Source organism: Aliikangiella coralliicola (assembly GCF_007004725.1).
GTDB lineage: Bacteria > Pseudomonadota > Gammaproteobacteria > Enterobacterales > Kangiellaceae > Aliikangiella > Aliikangiella coralliicola.
Genome location: NZ_ML660163.1, coordinates 35,603 through 56,496, shown reverse-complemented (window position 1 = coordinate 56,496; position 20,894 = coordinate 35,603). Strand labels below are relative to the sequence as shown.

Genomic DNA, 20,894 nt, shown 5'->3' with positions numbered 1-20,894 from the left:
CTAATCGCCGCTAAATCTTACCATTTAATATCCTATACTCATCGTTGCACTGTTTTCACTCAATGAAATGGCAAAGGAGCAAAGACGATGGATGTGTTAAATTTATTTCGAAAAAATTCCAAAGCAGAAAAATTTACCGCCGAATTAACACCGACACCTTCGGCAGGTTTAAAAGTTGATGATTTTGTTAAAAACAGAAAAAATCCAACGCCGGGTAATGTGGGTGTTTGTTTAAGCGGTGGTGGTTCTAGAGCCTTGAGCTCAGCTATGGGACAACTTCGTGCACTTAAAACGTTGTCAAATGGTCACGGAGATTTGCTGTCACAAACCAAAGCCATATCGACTGTGTCCGGTGGTTCCTGGTTAGGCGTCACTTATGCCTATCTGACCGACCCTGCGGTTACCGATGATGATTATTTAAATACCTATGTTGATGATCCTGGACAGCTAGTTCCGACGAAAACTACTGGGCACCAGTTATCAGAAACATTAGATGAATTGCCCGCTGGTAACGCCGGTGAAAATATCACATCCAACTTCTCTGTCATTGATATTGCATTGCAAGCTTTCTGGCTTTACAAATTTCATGGAACACCAGCTCACATGTTATGGCAAACTGTTATTGCCGATAACATTTTAAAACCATACGGACTCTATACGCCGGGAGAAGCTGAAGCACCTACAACCTATTTTACATTTAACGAGTCAACGATTGAGCAAATTAAAAGCTTTCCTTATCAAAATGCGACGTTTGGAGATTTAACGGGGCATCAGCTTTCGCAAGATGATGGCAGAGTCGAAAGACCGTTCTTAATTTGTAATACGGCGATGTTTGTTAATGATGCAAGACCTGATCTGGTTGTGAGCAGTAAAGGATTTAAATTTCTGGCTCCGGTTCAATGCACGCCTTTTTATACTGGAATTATCGGGAAACCCGGCGGAACTGACGCCAATGGCAAGAAACCAGGTGGCGGCGGTGTTACTTCATTTTCCTTCAATTCTGAATTGATCGATATCGGTGTTGGTGATGAAAAAAATCTAGTAGGAATTTCTGAAAACAGGCCGTTTTCTTTATTAGATATTGTGGGATCGAGTAGCGCGGCATTTGCAGAAACGCTAGAGAATATTTTTAAAACCTGGGAAGCTGATTTCGACCAATATTTGAAAGCCGTTGAAGAACGCGGTGACGCTGCAGAAAAGTTCTTAGGTGATCATTTGTTAGATAGCGAGAGCGATTCGCTTAAAGATTTTATCAGCCAAATAAAATCGACCAAAGCAGCTACTAAAACACGACGCGAATTTCAAAAAGAAGTCACCAAACTAGGATTTACTCACACAGCACTTAAAGCCGATATGAAAGAAATTGGTATCAAAAATATCATTCCACAGTATTATTATTGGCCTGTGACCGATGCAAAACCAGAAACTGACATTAAAGCAACTCGATTTGCAGACGGAGGAAGCTTGGAGAATACCGGTGTCGCGGCGATGTTGTCGTATCAAGATATTGATAATGTCATTGCATTTGTCAATACGCCGACACCACTTGAACCTATCAACGATGAGAGCCATATTCTGGTAGACGAAACCACCCTTGAAATTACTACCAACATTAAAGTGGATTCGCAAATTCCACCACTGTTTGGATACCAGCCATTTGATTCAGATTCTGGAACTTATCAACTTTATCAAGGCGATAGCAAACCTTCTTCACCTGAATATGCCAACAGTAAAGTGTTTCCGGCAAAGAAGTTTGCCGAATTACTTACCGGATTGTGGGGAGCAACGGGAAATGGAGAAGACAAGCCTGCAACATTTAAACAGACAATGGACGTTGTTGAAAATCAATGGTTTGGCGTGAAGACGCGAGATAATATTAATGTTGTTTGGGTGTATACCAACTGGGTCGAACAGTGGGTGAGCCAGCTTTCTGATGATGTCAAAGCTTTGCTGCCCGATGACTTTCCATATTATGGAACTCTGAATACAGAATTAACCCCAACTGAAATCAATTTGCTGGCAAACTTGACTGCCTGGTGTGTTGCTGACAAAAGTCATTGCGATGTGTTTGTTGATTTGTATCAGTAAAGCCTTTAAATCAGTTCAAAGATAAACTCCGGCCGCTCCAGTTTTAATTCGGGGCGGCTGTGGTTGACGTCAAAGCATTTTTTTGCACACCAGTCTAAAAAACATCCTGCCGTGCGAGGATAACCGGGGGAATAAATATTGAATTTTTATCGATACGATCAATCTATAACAAATCAATAAAAAATCACAGTATACTCAGGTCTAACCCAATTCACCGTTTTCCAGCTGAAAGTTTAAATAGTTAGTTAATATGCTAAGTCGTCATTTTATTCGAGCTACCATCGTTTTATCTGTTCTTTTTTTAACGCCCGCTTTTGCATTTGAATTCATCAATGTTGGTGCGCCAGTGATTAATATCGAGCAGGTCAATAAAACCAAGTTAGGCAAAATTGCCATTGCTGCGCAAGATCATCGGGGATTTATCTGGTTAGTCGGCGACGATGGCATGTTTCGTTATGATGGTAGTGACTTGAAAACTTCGCTTGAATTTCAGCGATTTTCGATATCAAATGTTACTGACGTAATAAAGGGAGGTGGAGATAACCTTTGGATAGGCACTAGCGATTTTGGACTGGTTTCCTATGAATTCCAGTCAGAACAGTTTGTCTATTATGGTGATGATGAAAGTTTGCATAGTCAGTTGGTAAATTTGCCAATCGATGCACTCGTGCAAAAAAATTCTGAGCTTGTCGTTGCCTCAGGCAGTAAGATATTTGTTCTCGACGAACAAACACTGGCGATAAAAAAACAATTATCAATTGATATTCCGGCTTCAGATAACATTGTCAGATTGTTGCTCGATTCTAGTGGCAATATCTGGTGTTCCACTGCAAATACTAATGGGGTTTATCTATTTAAAAACGACGAGTTAGTGCGTTTCAAACACGACCCTAAGAAATCCGATTCAGTTAGCAGCGCATTTGTTATCTCTATTTTTGAAGATAGCAAAAAGCAGATCTGGTTGGGAACTGTGACTGGAATTGATCGATTTAACCCGGCAACTCAAAACTTTCAACATTATACACCTTTAGATGAATCTAATGAGCGAGTGAAGACAAAAGGGATGCTGGCTAACTTGACAACGAGCATTGTAGAAGATTTGGACGGTTACCTTTGGTTGGGACTGCATAATTCTGGTGTGGTCAGGTTTGACCCGGAGGCCGAGACTTTTTCCCACTTTCGAGAAGTTAAAGGAGTCAATTCTACGCTATCGACTAACGGGATTTTTGGCGGTTTATTTTTTGACAATCAACAAACCGTGTGGGCCTTAACATTACGCGGATTGAGCCAACTCAAGAAAAACACCAGGAACCTGGCGCAGTGGCTCAATATGGGAGAGGATAATTGTACACCGTTGCGTATGTTTGAATTTAATGAAAGTGTCTATTTCGCTTGCGGTAAAACGGTTTATCGTTTTCAAAAGGATAATAGACTTGAAAAGTTAACCACATTTAACCAGATTATCACCGATCTTTCTTTTGATCAGAACAATCAACTCTGGGTGGGGACTGTCGGCGGCGGCGCTTACCGTTATAATCCAAAAACAAATCAATCAAAGCAATATCAATTTAGTAGTAATACGAACGAGAACTTAGCGGTCAATTCTATTTTAACTTTGCATCCCGACGCGAGTGGCATTTTATATGGCACGACTTTTATGCACTCAAAAAGCAAGGGCTCCGGATTCATTCAATATGATGAGACTACTGATCGTTTTTCCAATCTTGGTCTTGATTTTAACCTGGTAAATTTTATCGATATTAATGCGGAGAAAATGCTGTGGATATCAGGGAACGCTGAAAAATTAGATAAATCTTTGTACTGGTATGATAAAAGGACGCGAAAATATACACAGCTGCCTTTTTTAACAGGTAATGTTTATGCGGTATTAAAGTGGGAACAGAATATCTGGGTCAGTAGTGAAAAGCTTGGGCTATTTAAATTCGATTTACAGTCTGAACAAATCACTAAAATAACCATTGAGGGTTTTGGTGTTGCTGCGACAGAAAAAACAGAACTAGAAAAAACAGAACTAGAAAAAACAGAACTAGAAAAATCTAACCAGGAAAGAGTCACCGGTTTATACCTCAAGCAAGATTCGAATGAACTATTAATCAGCTCATCAAAAGATTTATATCGGGTAAATAGTATAGCCAATAACCGGATTGAAGCTCAGTGTATAACCTGCGCAATGAACTTAGGATATCTTGGGTTAAATAATGATACTAGCGGTCAACTCGCGAATAGCAATGGTTTTTTATTCGACAATAATCGCTTTTTAATTAGCACGGGAAATCAGTTGTTCGACATAAACCTTGATGAGGTGAAGCCTGAGAAATTAACTGGTCAACTGGCTCTGACAAACTTTAAAGTGATGAATAAAAGCCTTACACCCTCCGCAGATAATGTGGAGGGAGTGCTTAGTCAAAATATAAACTACGCAAGTAAAGTTACTATTCCGGCCGATAATACTTTCTTTTCGATTGAGTTTGCCTATGTTAATTTTATAAACACAGATGCAGTGCAGTATGCCTATAAGCTTGAAGGCCTCAACGATGAATGGGTGTATACCGATGGAACTCGCAGAGAGGCGGTTTTCACGTCTTTACCGTCGAAAGACTATGTTTTTAAAGTAAAGTCGACCAATCATTTAGGAATTTGGGATAATTCAGTTGAACCTGTTTCGTTATCGATAACTGTTTTACCACCCTGGTGGCGCACTTGGTGGGCCTATAGTTTATATTTAATCGCTTCTCTTGGGTTAGTGTCGTTTATTTTCTGGCTAATTTATCGACGCAAAATCGCAGAAACGGCCCGACAATCAGCTATGGCTATCACTATGGCAAAAGAACAATTATTTGCCAACCTTTCTCATGAATTCAGAACACCATTAACTTTGATTCTCGGACCGGCGGACGCGATAAAAAATAGGGAGGCTGCGGCGCAGACACGAAAAGATGTTGAGCTTATTCAACGCAATGGACAGCGATTGCTTTTTATGGTTGATCAATTATTAGATTTGGCACGTCTAAGAGGTGATCGCAGTAACGCTATGGTTTCGCTACATGTGGCGTCAATTTGCCAATTTGTCGTGTCGTCTTTTCAATCGACAATGACTGAAAAAAATATCAGCTTAAATATTGAACCGGCTATTGATGATTCATGGTGGGTTTCGGGCACTAAAGATTCACTTGAAACGATTCTATTTAATTTAATTTCGAATGCTTTTAAATATTCGCCATTTGGTAGCGAGATCAGGCTCAGTCTGAAAAGTGAAACCAACTACATCCAATTTCAGGTTGTTGATTCCGGCTGTGGAATCGCGGCAGAGGCTCAGCAAAAAATATTTGAACGCTTTACAAGGTTGGAAAATGCTGATGATTATGCGTCGGGGGCAGGAATTGGACTGGCGTTAGTTAAAGAGCTTGTTGAATCGATTGGTGGAAAAATAACCGTGCAGAGTGAGTTGGGCAAAGGAAGCACATTTTTCTTTTCTTTATCGCGAGTCAGTCCGCCTGACAATATAAATCAAGACAAGTTGCTGCCGGAGGAAAGTCACCAATTACAAGTGATCGTTGAACAGTTAAAGCATGCGACCGTTGCTGACGACCGTCGTACGACTGATGTTGATACAGATGTTAATAACATAAGAGTCAAAGAGACGAATACGAAAGCGGGTGCTTCCGCTACCGAAGCCAGTGCAAAAATTGAAAAGCAGACTTTGCTAGTGGTTGAAGACAATGTCGAGATGCGCGGGTTTATACGGCAAAGTCTTCAACAACGCTACGCGATTATGGAAGCTGCCGATGGCAAACAAGGAGCGGCAATGGCTCGTGAAAAGAGTCCTGATCTGATTATTTCTGATGTGATGATGCCGAAAATGAATGGTTTTGAGTTGCTGGAAACTATTCGCAATGACCTGGCTACCAGCCATATTCCCTTTATTCTGTTAACCGCTAAAGGTGACCGAGAGAGCCGGTTGAAAGGTCTATCAGAGCTTGCAGATGATTATGTGACCAAACCGTTTAACGCTGATGAGCTTATCGTGCGTATTCAAAATTTATTAGGACTGAGGACAATATTGCAGACCCGTTACAGCGAAGTTGCTGAACAGGGAGCTGATTTTGGAAATGTTGCGGGCGCACTCAGTGGCAAAGATCAAGAGTTTTTAGAAAAGATTATGCAGCTCATTAGTGACAAGTACCGCTTTCCTGAGTTGACGCTGTCGACTATTGCGTCTGCAGTGGCTATGAGTGATCGACAGCTACAGCGCAAACTTAAAGCAATTCTCGGGAAAAGCTTTACTGAGCTGTTACGAAACTACCGCCTGGAACAGGGCGCGTTATTGTTGCAGGAAGATTTGCAGGTCGCGCTAATTGCTGACCGTATCGGGTTTAGTTCCAGTACTTATTTTGTTCGATGTTTTAAGGCTAAGTTTGGTAAAACACCAACAGAGTATCGCCAGGCATAGGCAATCCATTTTTTAAAAAAGCCGCTAGTTTTTATTGAAAAAATATTTAATTGACGTCTCTGTACTATTATCTGTCGTCTTTGTTCAACGCGTAACTATCTGTTTCTAAGATAATTATCCCTGGTTCGACGAAAAAACCGAACCTAACTCCTTGTTCGACTATTACCGAAACCTCCTGCAGGTTTCGGCTTTTTCGCGGGGGCAACACACTGCTTATGACAACAATGTCATTGATTATTGGTTAATAAAGTAGAGGTAACAATGAAACGGATTCTTGCACAGTTATTCGGAGTTTTCTTATTTGGTCAGTTGGTGGCCTGTGGTGGCGGAGGGGGAAGTGGAGAGCCAACACCACCGACTCAAAATCTTGCTCCTATTGCGGTTAATGTGTCTATCAATGATGTTAATGGCGGTGATATTCAGGTGGGTGATGAATTAAAGGGTCACTATAATTATCAAGACGCAGAAGGCGATAAAGAAGGCGCTACCAGATTTGCCTGGATGCGAAACAACACTGTTATTGCCGGTGCAACGGCAGCAACTTATATTCCCGATGAAGTAGATGCCGGACAATTGATTCAATTCGTTGTTATACCCGTAGCGTTGACAGGAACTCAAATCGGTGAAGTGAATTATTCTTCAGATGGTGTGCTGGTCATTGATCCTCAGGAAAATAGCGCACCGATTGCCACAGATGTTTCGATTACTGATGTCAATGATGGTGAGGTTAGAGTTGGTGACGAATTAACCGGCAATTACACCTACCAAGATGCCGATGGAGATACTGAGGGCGCCACGACATTTGTCTGGAAACGTAATAAAGAAGTCATTGATGGTGCTACCGAAAAAAACTACACCTTAATTGATGCCGATGATGGGAAGAATATTGAGTTTATTGTATGGCCGGCTGCGAAAACGGGTGCTCAAACCGGGCAGATAGGTTATCCCTCTAACATTGTAACTGTGGTTAGTTCTCAAGAAAACCATGCTCCGGTTGCCGTGGACGATGAGGCGGTAGCAGAATTTAACCAGGCCGTTGTCATTGACATTCTTGCGAATGATACCGATGAAGATAATGATGAATTAGTTGATTTGGTAATTTCTGAAATGCCTCAGTCGGGCGAGGTTGAGCTTAACGGTGATCTAACTGTGACCTATCAACCCAATGTTGATTTTAGCGGTCAAGATCAATTTGAATACCAGGTTGGTGATGGCAATGGCGGTGTGGCGACAGCGCAAGTGACGGTAACGGTTAACAGTAGTAATGGTGTTGTTGTGACCGCCAACGATGATGAGTATTTTGTGGTGGTTAACCGAACGACAGTATTGGACGTTCTAGCCAATGATGAGGTTACTGGTGGCAGCAATCTGAAAATTATAAAAATTACCTACTCACTGGATAGTGAGATAAGCATTGAGAATAATAAGATTTCTTACACTGCTCACACCTACGGCGCTAATCCCGATAGTTTCAGCTACACGATAGAAAGTGAAGGTGTTCAATCGACGGCGGAAGTTCTGGTCACAAAAACAATGCTGTTTCCAGAAAAAGATATCGTAGAAACTCACATCAACCAAGCTAAATCTATCGATGTATTGGACAACGATAGGGTGTCACAAGGCGGTTCGATAACATTGACGAACTTCTCTCAACCGCAAAACGGACAAGTGAGCCGCGATGGTGATTTACTAAAGTACACCCCGGCAAACGATTTTTTTGGCATAGACAGCTTTACTTACGATGTCGAAGACAACCATGGAAATACTGCCGAAGGTACTATCGTTGAAGTACGAGTCAGGAAAATCGTTGATCAAAAATATGTCGAATTTGATTTGGCCGATTTAACATTAGTGCCGAATGAAGGGGTAACAATTACTGATCAGGATGTCGTGGGGAATTTTCCTGCCGACCTGGAATCAATCGGTGATTTTAATGGTGACGGACACGGTGATTTTGTTAGTTGTTTTGAGTCAAAAAGTATTGAGGTTAATTCTGCCGAATTGGTCAACGCCGGTGCCTGTTACATAGTTTACGGCGCGATGAGTAAGCTAACCTCACAATCATTTGAAGAGCTGCTTGCCTCAGGTAAAGCTTTATTGGTCACAGGACCTAGCGCCGCCGATTTCTTAGGTCAGCGTGTTTTTCCCGCCGGAGATATAAATGGCGATGGTCTGCAGGATCTCATACTGGAAGTAACTGTTAATAATAGTGATAAAGATTTGATTATTGTTTTAGGTCGTGAATCTTCAACCAGTATCCATTTATCAACGGTTAACTTCGCCACCTCGCCCGATATTTTCTACGTGGACACTATCAGTGAAATTCATACACTAAGTAAGCTTGGCGATATTGACAATGATGGGTATCAAGACTTCGGCTTTTCCGAGTATTTCACTAACGAGTTTGCTCAACAATTCCTTCTGACTAAAGTGTTAAAAGGTCGTAATGGGTCAATGACTTTGAATACCGAGCAGCTCACTCAAGAAGATGGAATTATCATTAAACCGGGCTCCCCTTATTCTCAGGGCAATATGGGATGGGCTATTGCGCCACTGGGTGATGTGAACAATGATGAAATAGATGATTTTGCGTTAACAACGGTGCGTACCGACCTTGGAAGTGCCAACTCGGCTAGAGCTATTGTATTTCACGGTGCTGAAAATGGGTATGCACAGAATATTACTCTGAGCCTGGCTGATGTGCTCCTTAATTATCCCTATATTGATTTCAAAGGATCGATAAACAATGACTATTCAGGATTGTTTTATCCGATTGGCGATTTGGATAACAACGGCTACCTGGATCTTGCCTGGGAGTCTGGTGATAGAACTTATGTGGTTTATATGGAACCTTTTGTTGACATTGGAGGCTGGCTTCCTAAAAAAGTCGATTCGAAAACACCGAGTATTGTTTCATCAAGTGGAACAGGTGTTAAAGTTCGACCTAAAGGTGATGTCAACAGAGATGATAAGGCAGATCTGGTAATCTGGGACGGTAGTTATAATGAAGGTTCTGGCGCGCTATTTGTTTTGTACGGAAATGGGCAAAAGATATCGCCAGATACAACTCTCGATTCGTTGGCAATAGAAAATGGTGGAAATGGTCAGGCCGGAATGCTGTTTTATCACTCCACCAATCCACTAACTGGCAGTATGACAGGATTGTTTGATCTGAATAATGATGGATATGATGATATCGTTATTGGTGGAAAAACTATCAACGAGAACAACCGCGAGGCATATATCATTTATGGCAGTGAAATGTTCGGAAACTAATCTGTTTGACTATGAAGTCTGACAGTTGCAATACGGATTTTATTCTTTGAAGCAGTAATCACTTCCCCTCTCCTTTGAAGGAGAGGGCGAGGGAGAGGTAGAAGTTTTATTTTCCTTCACTTTTTTATCATCTTTATTTACCTAAAGTATTCTAGTTGACAGAATAGACCTTCCATAGTTTTTTTTGGGCATTTTTTAGCCTTGATACTGGTTTTGGCCTTGCACGGCATGTATTATGCTGATTAGCCACTGCGAAATTTTGAATGATTTATTGGATACAATCGCTAAATTATTGAGAATAAAGTTTGAGAATGAAGTTGAGAGCATTATCTATTTTTTGTATCGCTATTTTTGCATACTCAAGTCTGTTCACCACTAGTCTGGTTGAAGCAAAAGTTTATAAATGGGTTGATAAAAACGGAAAAGTACACTATTCCGATAAGCCGCCAGAGAAAGAATCGAAAGACCCTGTAGTGGTTGAGTTACAATCAAATAAAACTAACGTGGTCGGTAATTCTATCCATTTTCCTGACATTAAAGTGCCTAAACCAATCAATAATCCTAACCCAGAGCGTTCAAAAAGTGTCTTTCTAGAACATGTGTCAGTCGAGCTGGAGTCCGACAATGACCCAAATAATACGGTAGTTGGTCAGCTCTACCATTTTGATAAGAATAGTTTCAGACGAGGGCTGGTTGGTACTTATGACGACTCAGAAGCGAGTCAAACGGCTTTGCTCTGTAATTCTAAACGACCGATAAGGTTGAGAAATATTCAAGGTGAATTGGCGGGGCAGAATTATCGCACGTCATTTAATAAAGGCTTTCAATCCAATAACTATCCTGTTGCCGGGGCGGAGAAAAAAAGGTTTGCTCTACAAAAGTCTGAGGCGAGTGATTTAAGTATCGCGGCAATCATTACCGAGTTAAAGATTGCGCGGTGCATTAGTTCTACCAGACGTTATGGCAATCAATACCATCAAAGTTCAACTTATATGAAAGTTAAATGGGAAGTTTTTGATAACCTGAGCAGACGTGTTGTGTTTAGAACTGAGTCGGAAGGAGTCGATGATTATTTTAAAAAAGCACCACGAGAAGGGCGAGCGGTTGAGAGTACTGGGTTTGCTTTTAAGCGAGCAGCTGAGAGCTTACTTTCACAGCAAGCATTCGTCGATATCGTTGCGCCTTCCGTTGCAAGGAGCTCTGCTTTCAAATCAAAACCTAATCCAAAACGGAGTGATATCAAGATAACTTATGGTGACAATCAGTCTCGTTTTTCGGCAAAAATTGAGAAAATAAAACAGGCAACTGCGACAATAAGAACTGTTTCTGGCCATGGCAGTGGGTTTGTGATTTCGTCCTCAGGACATGTTTTGACCAATTATCATGTGGTTAATGATAATACTGAGTTATTAGTTATTATTAATGGTGCTGAGTATACTGCGGAGTTGTTAATTAAAGATCCGGCAAGAGATGTGGCAGTTTTACAGATTAATGCTGAGTATGATGGAGAGCACCTTGAGATCAGTCGAGAGACTGCTGGACTTGGTGAAGTTATCTATGTCATTGGGACGCCGTTAGACGAAATGCTAGACTTTTCAATTACTAAAGGAATCATTTCAGCCACGCGAAATTTCCAACAACAAAATTTCTACCAAACCGATGCTGCTGTGAACCCTGGCAATTCCGGCGGACCAGTATTCAACGAGTATGGCAATGTTATCGGTGTGACCGTCGCTGGACTTTTTACTCGTGACGGCGGCTCAAGGAATATTAACTATCTTATTCCTATTGCCGACGCTTTGAATGCTATGGGAATTGAAGATTAAAGAGAGGCGCATATTTCATACGCTAACGTTTGAAATATGCGCGGTTATCAATAACTGTTCTCAGTATCTTCATAGTCTAATCCTTTAGATTGCGCTTGTTTTTTAATTGTCGCAAGTAACTTTTCATCTAGACTATTTTTGGCATCTTTTGATTTTGCTAACTGTTTTTTAATGTACGCATCCCTCTTTTCTGAAAGCGTTACCAGTTGGCGTTTAATATTTTTTCTTTGTGCCATTTTTTGTTGAACGAACTTTTCTCTTTGTGCTAACTCCATCGTTTGCATCGCTTCGGGGAGCTGCTCCTTCTCAATATTCTCAAGTTTGATTTCGTTGTTCTCCAGTGCCTGAAGTAGCTCACCGTTGCCCGCGAAATTTTGCTTTCCACCTTCACTGAGATTAAATTTTGCTCGTCTTGCTAATGATGAAGACGTCGAGGAGGTATGTAGTTTGTTGGTAGCTTGCCTATTTCTAAGTTGAATCTTTTTTTCTTCAGGAGTCCCATAATAAACTCGCGTGTCATCAAGCTCCCTGGATACCTCGGCAATTGATTGATCATAAGGTGTTGAAATGGCCAGGGCGCCCCCTTGTTGATCAACCTGGAAATTGTTACCAGACCCAAGCGCGGCAATTTTTTTCCAAGCGCGAGTTGTCATAGTATTTCTTCCTGCTTGAATTGTGTTAACGATAATCCCTTTTTGCGCCGCGTTGGATAACGTAGTCGTGTAAGGAATATCATCTTGATAGTCATTGTGACCGGGCGCATCTCCAACCAGGAAAATGACCTTATAGCTATTGGGATCCTGACTCCAGCTCATCCTGTTAACTGAATCGTAAAGAGCCGCATTAACGCTCTCAGGACCGTCACCTCCGCCGGCTGCTGTAAAATCTAATAATGCTGCGTAAACTGAGTCCAGGTCTGCAGATAGATCGACACGTTGGGTTATATAGTCATCACCTCTATCTCGATAAGCGACCAGCCCAATTCTAATGTCTGGCGTTGGTTTCGCAGCCGCCATGGTAGAAGCAATCGACCAGATTTTTTCTTTGGCTGCGTTGATCATTCCACTCATACTACCGGTTGTATCTAATGCAAATACGAGCTCGATTTTTGGTTTATGAGCGACTGTATTTATCACCGTTAAAGGTAACGGTTTGGTTTCTGCGGGGCGAACAGGAGGTAGCGATTCATTATCAATATTCAGGTGCTGATGAGAAGCGACTGCCATTATTGTGATTAATGTAATCGAAAATATACAGGCAACGAGTAACTTGGTTTTCATTGTCTTTCTCCTGATTATTGATGAGACTTAGAAAGTCGTTTGATAGCATTTTGAGCGTTACGATAAGCCGTATGAAAATCTCTGTCAGACGATTCAAGATCACTGATTTCCGAATTGAAGTGCTCAAAGAACGCGTTTCTTTTGTTATTGACAAGCTGTGGGATAAAAATGGTTAATGCTTGTATGAGAAAGAAAAGCCAGAAAGATAGAAACCAGCTTCCAGTGGCAAATAAAGTCCAAACGGCTGCAGAATAGCCCGCAAATAAAAGACCTGCATCTAGGACTGATGCGATGAACCTTTGATGATGATATAAGGTTCTTACCAACCAGACTGAAAGCAATATCGAAATGATAAGCAGGTTGATTGGCAAAAACAGATACAGCAATGCGATATTACCGACAAGGCAAACTAGAATGGTCGTTAGCCGACCCGCTTTACTTTTACTGTAGGCTAGTAATGTGCCGATATAAACCAAAGCAACCAGGCTAATTGTTAATTGAAGTGCGTTACTGTCTGTGTAAAAAAATTGTAAACCGTAAAAAGATATTGAACCGAGCAAACTTAAGCCCAAGCCGATTAGAGTTGCCCTGATGAAAGTAAGTGATTTCATGACTGGCTCCTGGCTTGTTTTTCATTGAGTAACGCTATCTCAATTTCATCTTCAGTGACATGAAAGTTCGATGAGTATTTCTGACTTTGCACCTGACTGTTCTCGCGGGACATCAAAAGTTCTGATTGTTGGCACATTGACTCATACTTCGAAAGATTATCTTCCAGTTGAGCTTCCAGCTCGGTTTGATTTTTCTGAAGTGCCTCGATAGCTTGTTCTGTTTGTTGAACTAACTTTTTCAGCTGTAGCTTCTTTTTAACCAATCCTCGAGCGAGGTCAGCACTTTTATTTTCAAAGCATAAATCCAGATCTTGGTTGATTTGTTTTAGCTCTTCGTCATGTAATTGCTTTTGCTCTTTGAGCCTAACGCTCTCTTTTTGTAAGGCGTTCAATGATTGCCTTTGCTTTTCAATTTCAGCATCCATATCCCTGATAGCTTGCTTTAGTAATACCAGGGGTTCTTCAAGTAAGTCCAAAATTGCGTGAACGTCGGCCGTTAGCAGGTTACCTAGTCGTTTTATGAGTGCCATCGCTTATCTCCTTTGGGGATGAATGAATAATTAAAGCCAATCAGTAAATGGTTCACTAAAAGTGAGTAGCCGTTAGTCTATGCCTGGTGGAGAGAAATTTTTAGACATGAAAAAGTAAATATTGTCGAAGGAAAGTTTACAAAAAGTTTACCTGCTCGATGGCGCGGCAGCTGGTAATATTAGCTTAGGGTGGAGAAGGGAGGTTCGATACCTGGATTGAGGGAACGGAAGTTAGAAATTAGAAGTTAGAAATTAAGAATCGAGTGTTAAAGTTTCGGTTTGTTAATATGCTAAGGTAGATGGTATATACTGTTAAAAAACGATGATGATACGGCGATGACAAAAGAGAACTCTCTATTAATTGTTGAAGATGAACCGGCGATTAGAACTGGATTAGTCGATGTATTTGTCTACCATGGATATCAGGTTGAATTCGCTGAGGACGGTGCAGTCGGTTTAGATAAAGCGCTTTCCGGTGATTTCGATTTAATTATTTTGGATGTCATGTTGCCTTCATTAAATGGTTTTGATATATGCCGGTCGATTCGTGAAAAAGATAAAGATCAGCCGATTATTATGTTGACTGCTAAAACAGCCGATGAAGATGTGATTCAGGGGCTAACGCTCGGCGCAGATGATTATGTAGCTAAACCATTTTCGGTTGCACAGTTAGTGTTGCGCGTAGAAGCGGTATTACGCCGTTCAAAGAAAGTAAATAGTCAATCGAGTCGAATTCGCTTAAGTCCTGATCGAGAAATCGATTTACTCAATCTCTCTATTCAAATTGAAAATAAGTCAGTTGCTTTTACTCGCCGTGAAATTCAGGTGATAGAATATTTGCAAAAATATAACGATAGACCTGTATCAAGAGATGAGTTGTTGGCGGAAGTTTGGGGATATGATCCTGAATTGGCCATTGAGACACGTACCGTTGATATTCATATCGCCAAAATTCGAAGGAAAATTGAAGTCGATCCTAAACAGCCACAATTTCTGGTAACTGTTCGAGGCGCAGGCTATCGGCTGTTATTTGATGTTGAGTCTAGCCAATGAGCGGGTTTTTAGTATGAACAGACTATCTTCATCAAAACTTCGCTTGCTGTTTTTAATTTTTTTTCTTGCGCTTGCGATACCTTCGGGAATATTAAGTTGGAAGGCTTATGAGCAATTACGTTGGGAAGCTTTTCACCAATATCAGCAAGATGCGCAATTACTGGCAAGACAGATTGATAATACGCTTTCAACAGCTATTGCAAAAGAAGAAGCGCGTACTGATACTGATTATAGTTTTCTTAACCTGGCTGGCGACCCACAAGCCAAGTTCGTACAGCGTTCCGATCTTTCGAAGTACCCGGTAGTTTCTGAGCTGCCTGGAATGATTGGCTACTTTCAGGTTGATGAACAAGGAAAATTCAGTACGCCCTTATTACCACAAGAGACAAATCAGTCAAATTTGTATGGCGTTAGCACTGCTGAAAGATTGTTGCGGAGTCAACTCGAATTGACGGTGAGATCCATCTTGAGCAGGAATGAATTGGTCACCAGCTTTGCAGAAAAAAATGATGTGAACTCAGAACCTTCAGGGATAAATAAAGAAACACTCAAAAAAGAACTGACAGAACATGAAGAAGCTGACTATGTATCTTCCTTGGCCGAGGCCGCTGAAGAGATTGAGGATGCTAGTGTCGAGAATGTGGGGGGGAACGACGCTGAAGGGGCTAGTATCGATAAGTTCAATCGGTCAGAGCTTAGCCAGAAAATAAGCCAGCTGAAAGCAAAGAAGAAACTTTCCAACGCGGGCTTTAGTAAATTGCAATCGATGGAGGAGCAGAAAAAAATTTCCAGAGATTTGGGGCTAGGAGAGACTTTTGATCGTGCCCAGTTAAGTTCTAACGCACAAGGAGCCAGTAGTATTCAACCGAAATCACTCAAGGTTGCTTCTGAACCATCAGCGGCACGGCAAAGAGCGAACAGGGTAGAACAAAATTATATACCGCAACAGTCGATAGATTCTTCACTGAAAGAAATTTCGCCTGAAGATAAAACGCTAATTCAAATTAATTTATTCGAAAGTGAGTTAGAGCCTTTTCGGTTTAGTTTGTTGCAAAGTGGGCATTTTGTTGCTTATCGACAAGTCTGGAGAAATAAAAAAAGAATCATTCAGGGAGCTATTTTATCCGCTGAGAAATTTTTTGAACAAGCATTTCAACGACATTACGTTCAATCTCCCTTGAGTGAGGTTGCAAGTCTTAATGTTGTTTATGGTAGTAGTATTTTAAAGTCTTATTTGGGAAACACAGAGTATAATTCTAAGTTTAGCTCAAGTCGCGAACCTCCCATGCGAGGAAAACAATTATTCGCCACTTCGTTATCTGAACCTTTTAACCAACTGTCATTGGTTTTTCGTGTAACGCAAATGCCGACCGGAGCTGGGGCGAGCTTTGTTGTTATGGTCGCGGTGAGTTTAATTCTGGTTTTGGTTTTAGGAACTTACTTATTGTATCGACTAACGTTAAGACAATCGTTGTTAGCACAACAGCAACAAGATTTCGTGTCGTCAGTCAGTCATGAATTAAAAACGCCGCTGACTTCCATTCGAATGTATGGAGAAATACTCAAACAAGGCTGGATGGACGAGCAGAAAAGAAATGAATACTATGATTATATTTACAATGAAGCTGAGCGGCTTTCGCGACTGATCGCCAATGTATTGCAGATTTCTAAAGTCAGTCGTAATGCCCTTAGCCTTGAGTTGAAGCCAGTAAAAGTTGCTGAGTTAGTCAGTTTAATCCATTCGAAAATTAATTCTCAAATAGAACAAAGCGAGTTTGAGTTAGAGATTGATATTGAATCTGAAGTTGAAAGCAAAAGTATTCTGGTTGACGCGGATGCTTTTGTGCAAATAGTAATTAACTTAGTTGATAACGCGATTAAATACTCAAGTAAGTCAGAATTAAAACAAGTTAATTTTTCAATTAGAGCGGGTCGTGAGCACTCGATTGTCGTATCAGTGCGAGACTTTGGCCCCGGCATTCCTAAAAAACAAATCAATAAAATTTTTGAATTATTTTATCGAACTGGAAGTGAAATGACGCGAGAAAATGCAGGTACAGGAATTGGCTTGGCATTGGTGAAGGAACTCGCTAATGCAATGAATGCCAGTGTTAAGGTTAAAAATCATGATGTCGGTGCTGAGTTTATTTTGCGATTTTCTGCCTCAGACCTCGGCGACTTCTAGAAGAGACTTCTACTTCAATATTAATAAAAGGAATTAGTGTTATACCAGGGCGTTGAAGGTAGTCAGGAAATACAACTCTTTGTCAATCAATTAGTTATTGCTCTTTTTACCCGCTTCAATCTCTGCACTCTCCATCTTTAAAGGCCTACCTTCCGGGCAAAAATTAACCAGAAAATCGTTCATCGAAGCGAACAAGTTATTTTTGACCAATCGATAATGGACATATTGCCCCTGTTTATCGCTCTCGATCAATCCAGCGTTCATCAAAACATTGAGATGTTTGGACAAAGCGGGCTTACTAATCTCAAATCGGTCAGCAATTTCCCCGGCTGTTAGGCTGGTTTTAGACAAATAGGCCAATATTTTTCGGCGCACTGTTGAAGATAATGCTTGAAATACGGATTCCATACTGTTATAAATCTCTTAACTAATTAACTATATAGTTAATTATCTAATTTGCTAAATTCTAACTATCATAGCCCAATTATGAGCACAGTTAAAGTAGCGGCAATAAAAGTCAAGAACAACGCTAATGGAGGCCCAGGATGGGAGAGTTGAAAAGACGCAGGCTTAATCGGACTGTTGTTCTACTTTTAATTGCATTCATGTCACTCAGCATCCGAGCGATGGTTCATTATGATATCGACAAATCTGCACTGCTTTACGTTGGCATTCCATTTTTTATCGCGTTAGCGTTATCGAGGCTATCTCCGCTTAAGCCAAACGGCAGCTGGAAACAAAAGTATCTCACCCATACCATCTCGGCGTTAATCGTTATGTTGGGAAGTTCCGTTGTTTTGTTCGAAGGTTTTCTCTGTGTCCTAATGTTTATGCCGATATATTTTGCGGCAGTTTTGCTCGGCTTCACTATTGAATATTTATCACATCGCTTTCGCAATAAAAAAAACAGCAAACTGTATAGTCATGCATTACCTGTGTTGATTATTTTAAGTGCGTTTGAAGGCATTCATCCCGACCTTAGTTTTTCCAGAGACAATCAGGTTTCTGTTACTCAAGTCGTTAATCTCAGTGTTAGTGAAATTCGTTCAAATTTAATCAAGCCTATGGCCCTGGAAAAGGAGCGAGACTGGTTTTTATCTTTGTTTCCAATGCCTCATCAAATTAAAGCTGGAACTTTGAATGAAGGTGATGTTCATGAAATTGAGGTTGTTTATCATCGATGGTTTGTGACTAATTCACATGCTGGAAAAATGCTACTAAAGCTTGAAAAAGTTTCTGACCATCATATTAAAACTCGTTTTTTAGAAGACTCTAGTTACCTTTCAACATACATGAAATTACAAGGCACAGAAATCAGGCTAACGCCAATCGATAGTCAAACAACTCAGGTTACTCTTTCTGTGAGCTATGAGCGCTTACTCGATCCTGCCTGGTATTTTGATCCTCTACAGCGGTATGGCGTTGAAAAAGGTGCTGAGTTTTTAATCGCGGAGGTTATCGCTGACAATGGAGAAAAGTGATTTAAAGCAAAAGTACGTTAATGAGCGTATTGTTGAAAGTAATGGTTGTAATGCGTATGACGGTAAAGTTGTGTGGTCTCCGGTAAAATCGTTGTGGATTACTTCCATGTACTTCATTGCGATTGTTGGCGGTATCCTGACATTTTCTATCAGTGCCTTTCTCATTTTTTTAGCCAGCACTGCTGTCACTTTATGTTTAGGTCACTCACTGGGAATGCATCGACGTTTGATACATCAAAGCTATCAATGCCCCAAATGGTTAGAGTATTGCCTGGTTCACTTTGGTGTTATTGTTGGACTTGCCGGGCCAAAGGGAATGATGCACACCCATGACATGAGAGACTGGGCACAGCGCCAAAATAAGTGTCACGATTATTTTGGCCATCAACAGCCATTTTTCATTGATGCCATATGGCAATTACATTGTGATTTGGAGCTGAAAAGCCCACCGAAGTTTATTCCTGAAGAAAGTTTTACCAACGACCGTGTTTACCAGTGGATGGAGAAGACCTGGATGTGGCAACAACTTCCCTGGGCTTTGTTATTTTTTTATTGGGGCGGAATTGCCTGGGTCGTCTGGGGAATTTGTGTGCGAGTCGCGGTGTCGGTGACCGGTCACTGGTTAATCGGTTATTTTGCTCACAATGAAGGTGATCGAGATTGGCATGTTGAAGGGGCGAGCGTTCAGGGTTATAACATTCGATTTGCCGCACTGATTACTATGGGAGAAAGCTGGCATAATAATCATCATGCGTTTCCAGGCTCTGCGCTTTTGGGGATAGAAAAAAATCAGGTTGATCCAGGATGGTGGGTATTGCGTGTATTGGAAAAACTAGGGTTCGTTTGGAATTTGAAACTACCTGAGGATCTTCCTGGTAGAATTGAGTTGAAAAATATTAATTTTCTAGAAACGAAAAGCCACTCAAACGAAAAAAGTGCAATCGCAAAAATACCCGGGCTGCCAGATGAAATATAAGAAAATGATGTTAGCTTATGATAAAGAATGCCCGTTGTGCGAAAACTACTGGCGAATGGTTCGCATTCGGAAATCTGTCGGTAAACTAGAGTTAATTAATGCCAGGGAAGACAGTGATTTCATAGCGCAGATCAGAGAGGCTGGTCTGGATGTTGACAAAGGCATTGTGTTAAAGCTGGATGAGCAGATTTATTATGGCGCTGAAGCTGTCCATATATTGGCTTTATTGAGTAGTAAAGTTGGTTGGTTTAACTGGGTTAATTTCAAGTTGTTTAGTAACGAAAAGTTGTCACGATTTATTTACCCTTTTTTACGTGGTTGTCGTAGCTTGCTTTTAAAGGTTTTAGGAAAAAGTAAGATTAATAGAAAGATAAAGAAATAGTTTTATATAAATGGAGCCTGTCAGTAAATTGTCATCTCGACAGAAGCGGAGAGATCTCCTTCATACATCTGAAAACTTTCAGTTTTCATCTGGCTGTAATTAAGCATGGCGCTTTAAAACAGAAAAATCTCGGTTTTTGGGTATGGTGAAATCTTTGGGAGATCTCTCCACTTCGGTCGAGATGACAAGGGGAAATTTATCATTAGAATATATTTTTCGGTATAGGCTAACTGTCATATAAAGGAACTAGTTACTCAAGTTTCAAGATATATGTACAAGCTATAGGCCAAAAAATGAATAACCATTTACAAAATAACTCAATAAAAATCTCCACATTCAAAGCCTGGTTTAAAGCTGCCGCGATATATAATCTGGTTTGGGGATCTTATGTAGTTTTTCTGCCGAGTAGCTACTTTGAATTAATTGGCATGCCTCCACCAAGTTATCTGGCGATATGGCAAGTAGTTGGCATGTGTATTCTGGTGTACGCGCCGGGTTATTGGTGGGCGAGTAAAGATCCGATAAGATTCAGGCATTACATTGTGATTGGGCTTTTAGGCAAGATGTTAGGCCCAGTTGGATTTCTATGGTCTGCGTATCAAGGGTTATTACCGATTGAGTTTGGTTTGACTTTGTTATTGAATGATTTGATCTGGTGGCCTGTCTTTATTTTGTTTTTACGTCAAATGGCCATACAACAAGGCGGCTGGTTAAAACTGGTTAAGGGGGAGTAGT

The 20,894-nt window shown here is 40.8% G+C and carries 14 protein-coding genes; 10 read left to right on the top strand and 4 right to left on the bottom strand.

From position 1 onward, the window contains the following. The first annotated feature begins 87 nt into the window (after positions 1 to 87). The 4 genes from FLL46_RS09325 (at position 88) to FLL46_RS09310 (ending at position 11,661) form a co-directional block, all read left to right on the top strand. Positions 88 to 2,088 (top strand): patatin-like phospholipase family protein, encoded by a 2,001-nt coding sequence (locus tag FLL46_RS09325; protein WP_142893245.1) that lies wholly within the window; start codon positions 88 to 90, stop codon positions 2,086 to 2,088. 250 nt (positions 2,089 to 2,338) lie between these two features. Next, entirely contained in the window at positions 2,339 to 6,559 is a 4,221-nt protein-coding gene (locus tag FLL46_RS09320) for a hybrid sensor histidine kinase/response regulator transcription factor (RefSeq protein ID WP_142893244.1), read from the top strand. A 261-nt stretch (positions 6,560 to 6,820) separates the two neighbouring features. Continuing rightward, positions 6,821 to 9,835: an Ig-like domain-containing protein gene (locus FLL46_RS09315; protein ID WP_142893243.1), complete on the top strand. Its 3,015-nt coding sequence runs from the start codon at positions 6,821 to 6,823 to the stop codon at positions 9,833 to 9,835. A gap of 311 nt (positions 9,836 to 10,146) precedes the next feature. Next, positions 10,147 to 11,661, top strand: a complete 1,515-nt coding sequence (locus tag FLL46_RS09310) for a trypsin-like peptidase domain-containing protein (RefSeq protein WP_142893242.1) — start codon at positions 10,147 to 10,149, stop codon at positions 11,659 to 11,661. 47 nt (positions 11,662 to 11,708) lie between these two features. Here FLL46_RS09310 and FLL46_RS09305 read toward each other — a convergent pair whose 3' ends face one another. Genes FLL46_RS09305 through FLL46_RS09295 form a run of 3 tightly spaced genes read right to left on the bottom strand, consistent with a single transcriptional unit; the run spans position 11,709 to position 14,082 of the window. Beyond that, positions 11,709 to 12,941: a vWA domain-containing protein gene (locus FLL46_RS09305; protein ID WP_142893241.1), complete on the bottom strand. Its 1,233-nt coding sequence runs from the start codon at positions 12,939 to 12,941 to the stop codon at positions 11,709 to 11,711. Positions 12,942 to 12,955: 14 nt separating this feature from the next. Then, positions 12,956 to 13,552 (bottom strand): hypothetical protein, encoded by a 597-nt coding sequence (locus tag FLL46_RS09300; RefSeq protein WP_142893240.1) that lies wholly within the window; start codon positions 13,550 to 13,552, stop codon positions 12,956 to 12,958. Beyond that, positions 13,549 to 14,082, bottom strand: a complete 534-nt coding sequence (locus tag FLL46_RS09295; RefSeq protein ID WP_142893239.1) for a PspA/IM30 family protein — start codon at positions 14,080 to 14,082, stop codon at positions 13,549 to 13,551. The genes FLL46_RS09300 and FLL46_RS09295 overlap by 4 nt, the downstream gene beginning before the upstream one ends. Before the next feature lie 336 nt (positions 14,083 to 14,418). Between FLL46_RS09295 and FLL46_RS09290 the strand changes: the two genes are divergently transcribed. Together FLL46_RS09290 and FLL46_RS09285 are read left to right on the top strand one after the other, a co-directional pair. Continuing rightward, positions 14,419 to 15,135: a response regulator transcription factor gene (locus FLL46_RS09290; RefSeq protein WP_142893238.1), complete on the top strand. Its 717-nt coding sequence runs from the start codon at positions 14,419 to 14,421 to the stop codon at positions 15,133 to 15,135. 13 nt (positions 15,136 to 15,148) lie between these two features. After that, the gene (locus tag FLL46_RS09285; RefSeq protein ID WP_168204107.1) at positions 15,149 to 17,320 is read left to right on the top strand and encodes a sensor histidine kinase; all 2,172 of its coding nucleotides are present in this window, start codon (positions 15,149 to 15,151) and stop codon (positions 17,318 to 17,320) included. 90 nt (positions 17,321 to 17,410) lie between these two features. Here the strand turns inward: FLL46_RS09285 and FLL46_RS09280 are convergent, their stop codons facing one another. Next, positions 17,411 to 17,728 (bottom strand): metalloregulator ArsR/SmtB family transcription factor, encoded by a 318-nt coding sequence (locus FLL46_RS09280; RefSeq protein WP_142893236.1) that lies wholly within the window; start codon positions 17,726 to 17,728, stop codon positions 17,411 to 17,413. Positions 17,729 to 17,865: 137 nt separating this feature from the next. On the opposite strand from FLL46_RS09280, the gene FLL46_RS09275 reads away from it, so the two are divergent. From FLL46_RS09275 to FLL46_RS09260, 4 genes are all read left to right on the top strand, one after another. Beyond that, complete coding sequence (locus tag FLL46_RS09275; protein WP_210418654.1) at positions 17,866 to 18,801, top strand: hypothetical protein; 936 nt, start codon at positions 17,866 to 17,868, stop codon at positions 18,799 to 18,801. Next, the gene (locus FLL46_RS09270; protein WP_210418653.1) at positions 18,788 to 19,777 is read left to right on the top strand and encodes an acyl-CoA desaturase; all 990 of its coding nucleotides are present in this window, start codon (positions 18,788 to 18,790) and stop codon (positions 19,775 to 19,777) included. The genes FLL46_RS09275 and FLL46_RS09270 overlap by 14 nt, the downstream gene beginning before the upstream one ends. Then, a complete protein-coding gene (locus tag FLL46_RS09265; protein WP_142893235.1) occupies positions 19,767 to 20,159 on the top strand; it encodes a DCC1-like thiol-disulfide oxidoreductase family protein in 393 nt (130 codons plus the stop codon). The genes FLL46_RS09270 and FLL46_RS09265 overlap by 11 nt, the downstream gene beginning before the upstream one ends. A 293-nt stretch (positions 20,160 to 20,452) precedes the next feature. Beyond that, entirely contained in the window at positions 20,453 to 20,893 is a 441-nt protein-coding gene (locus tag FLL46_RS09260; protein WP_142893234.1) for an alkyl hydroperoxide reductase, read from the top strand. Position 20,894: the final 1 nt, after the last annotated feature.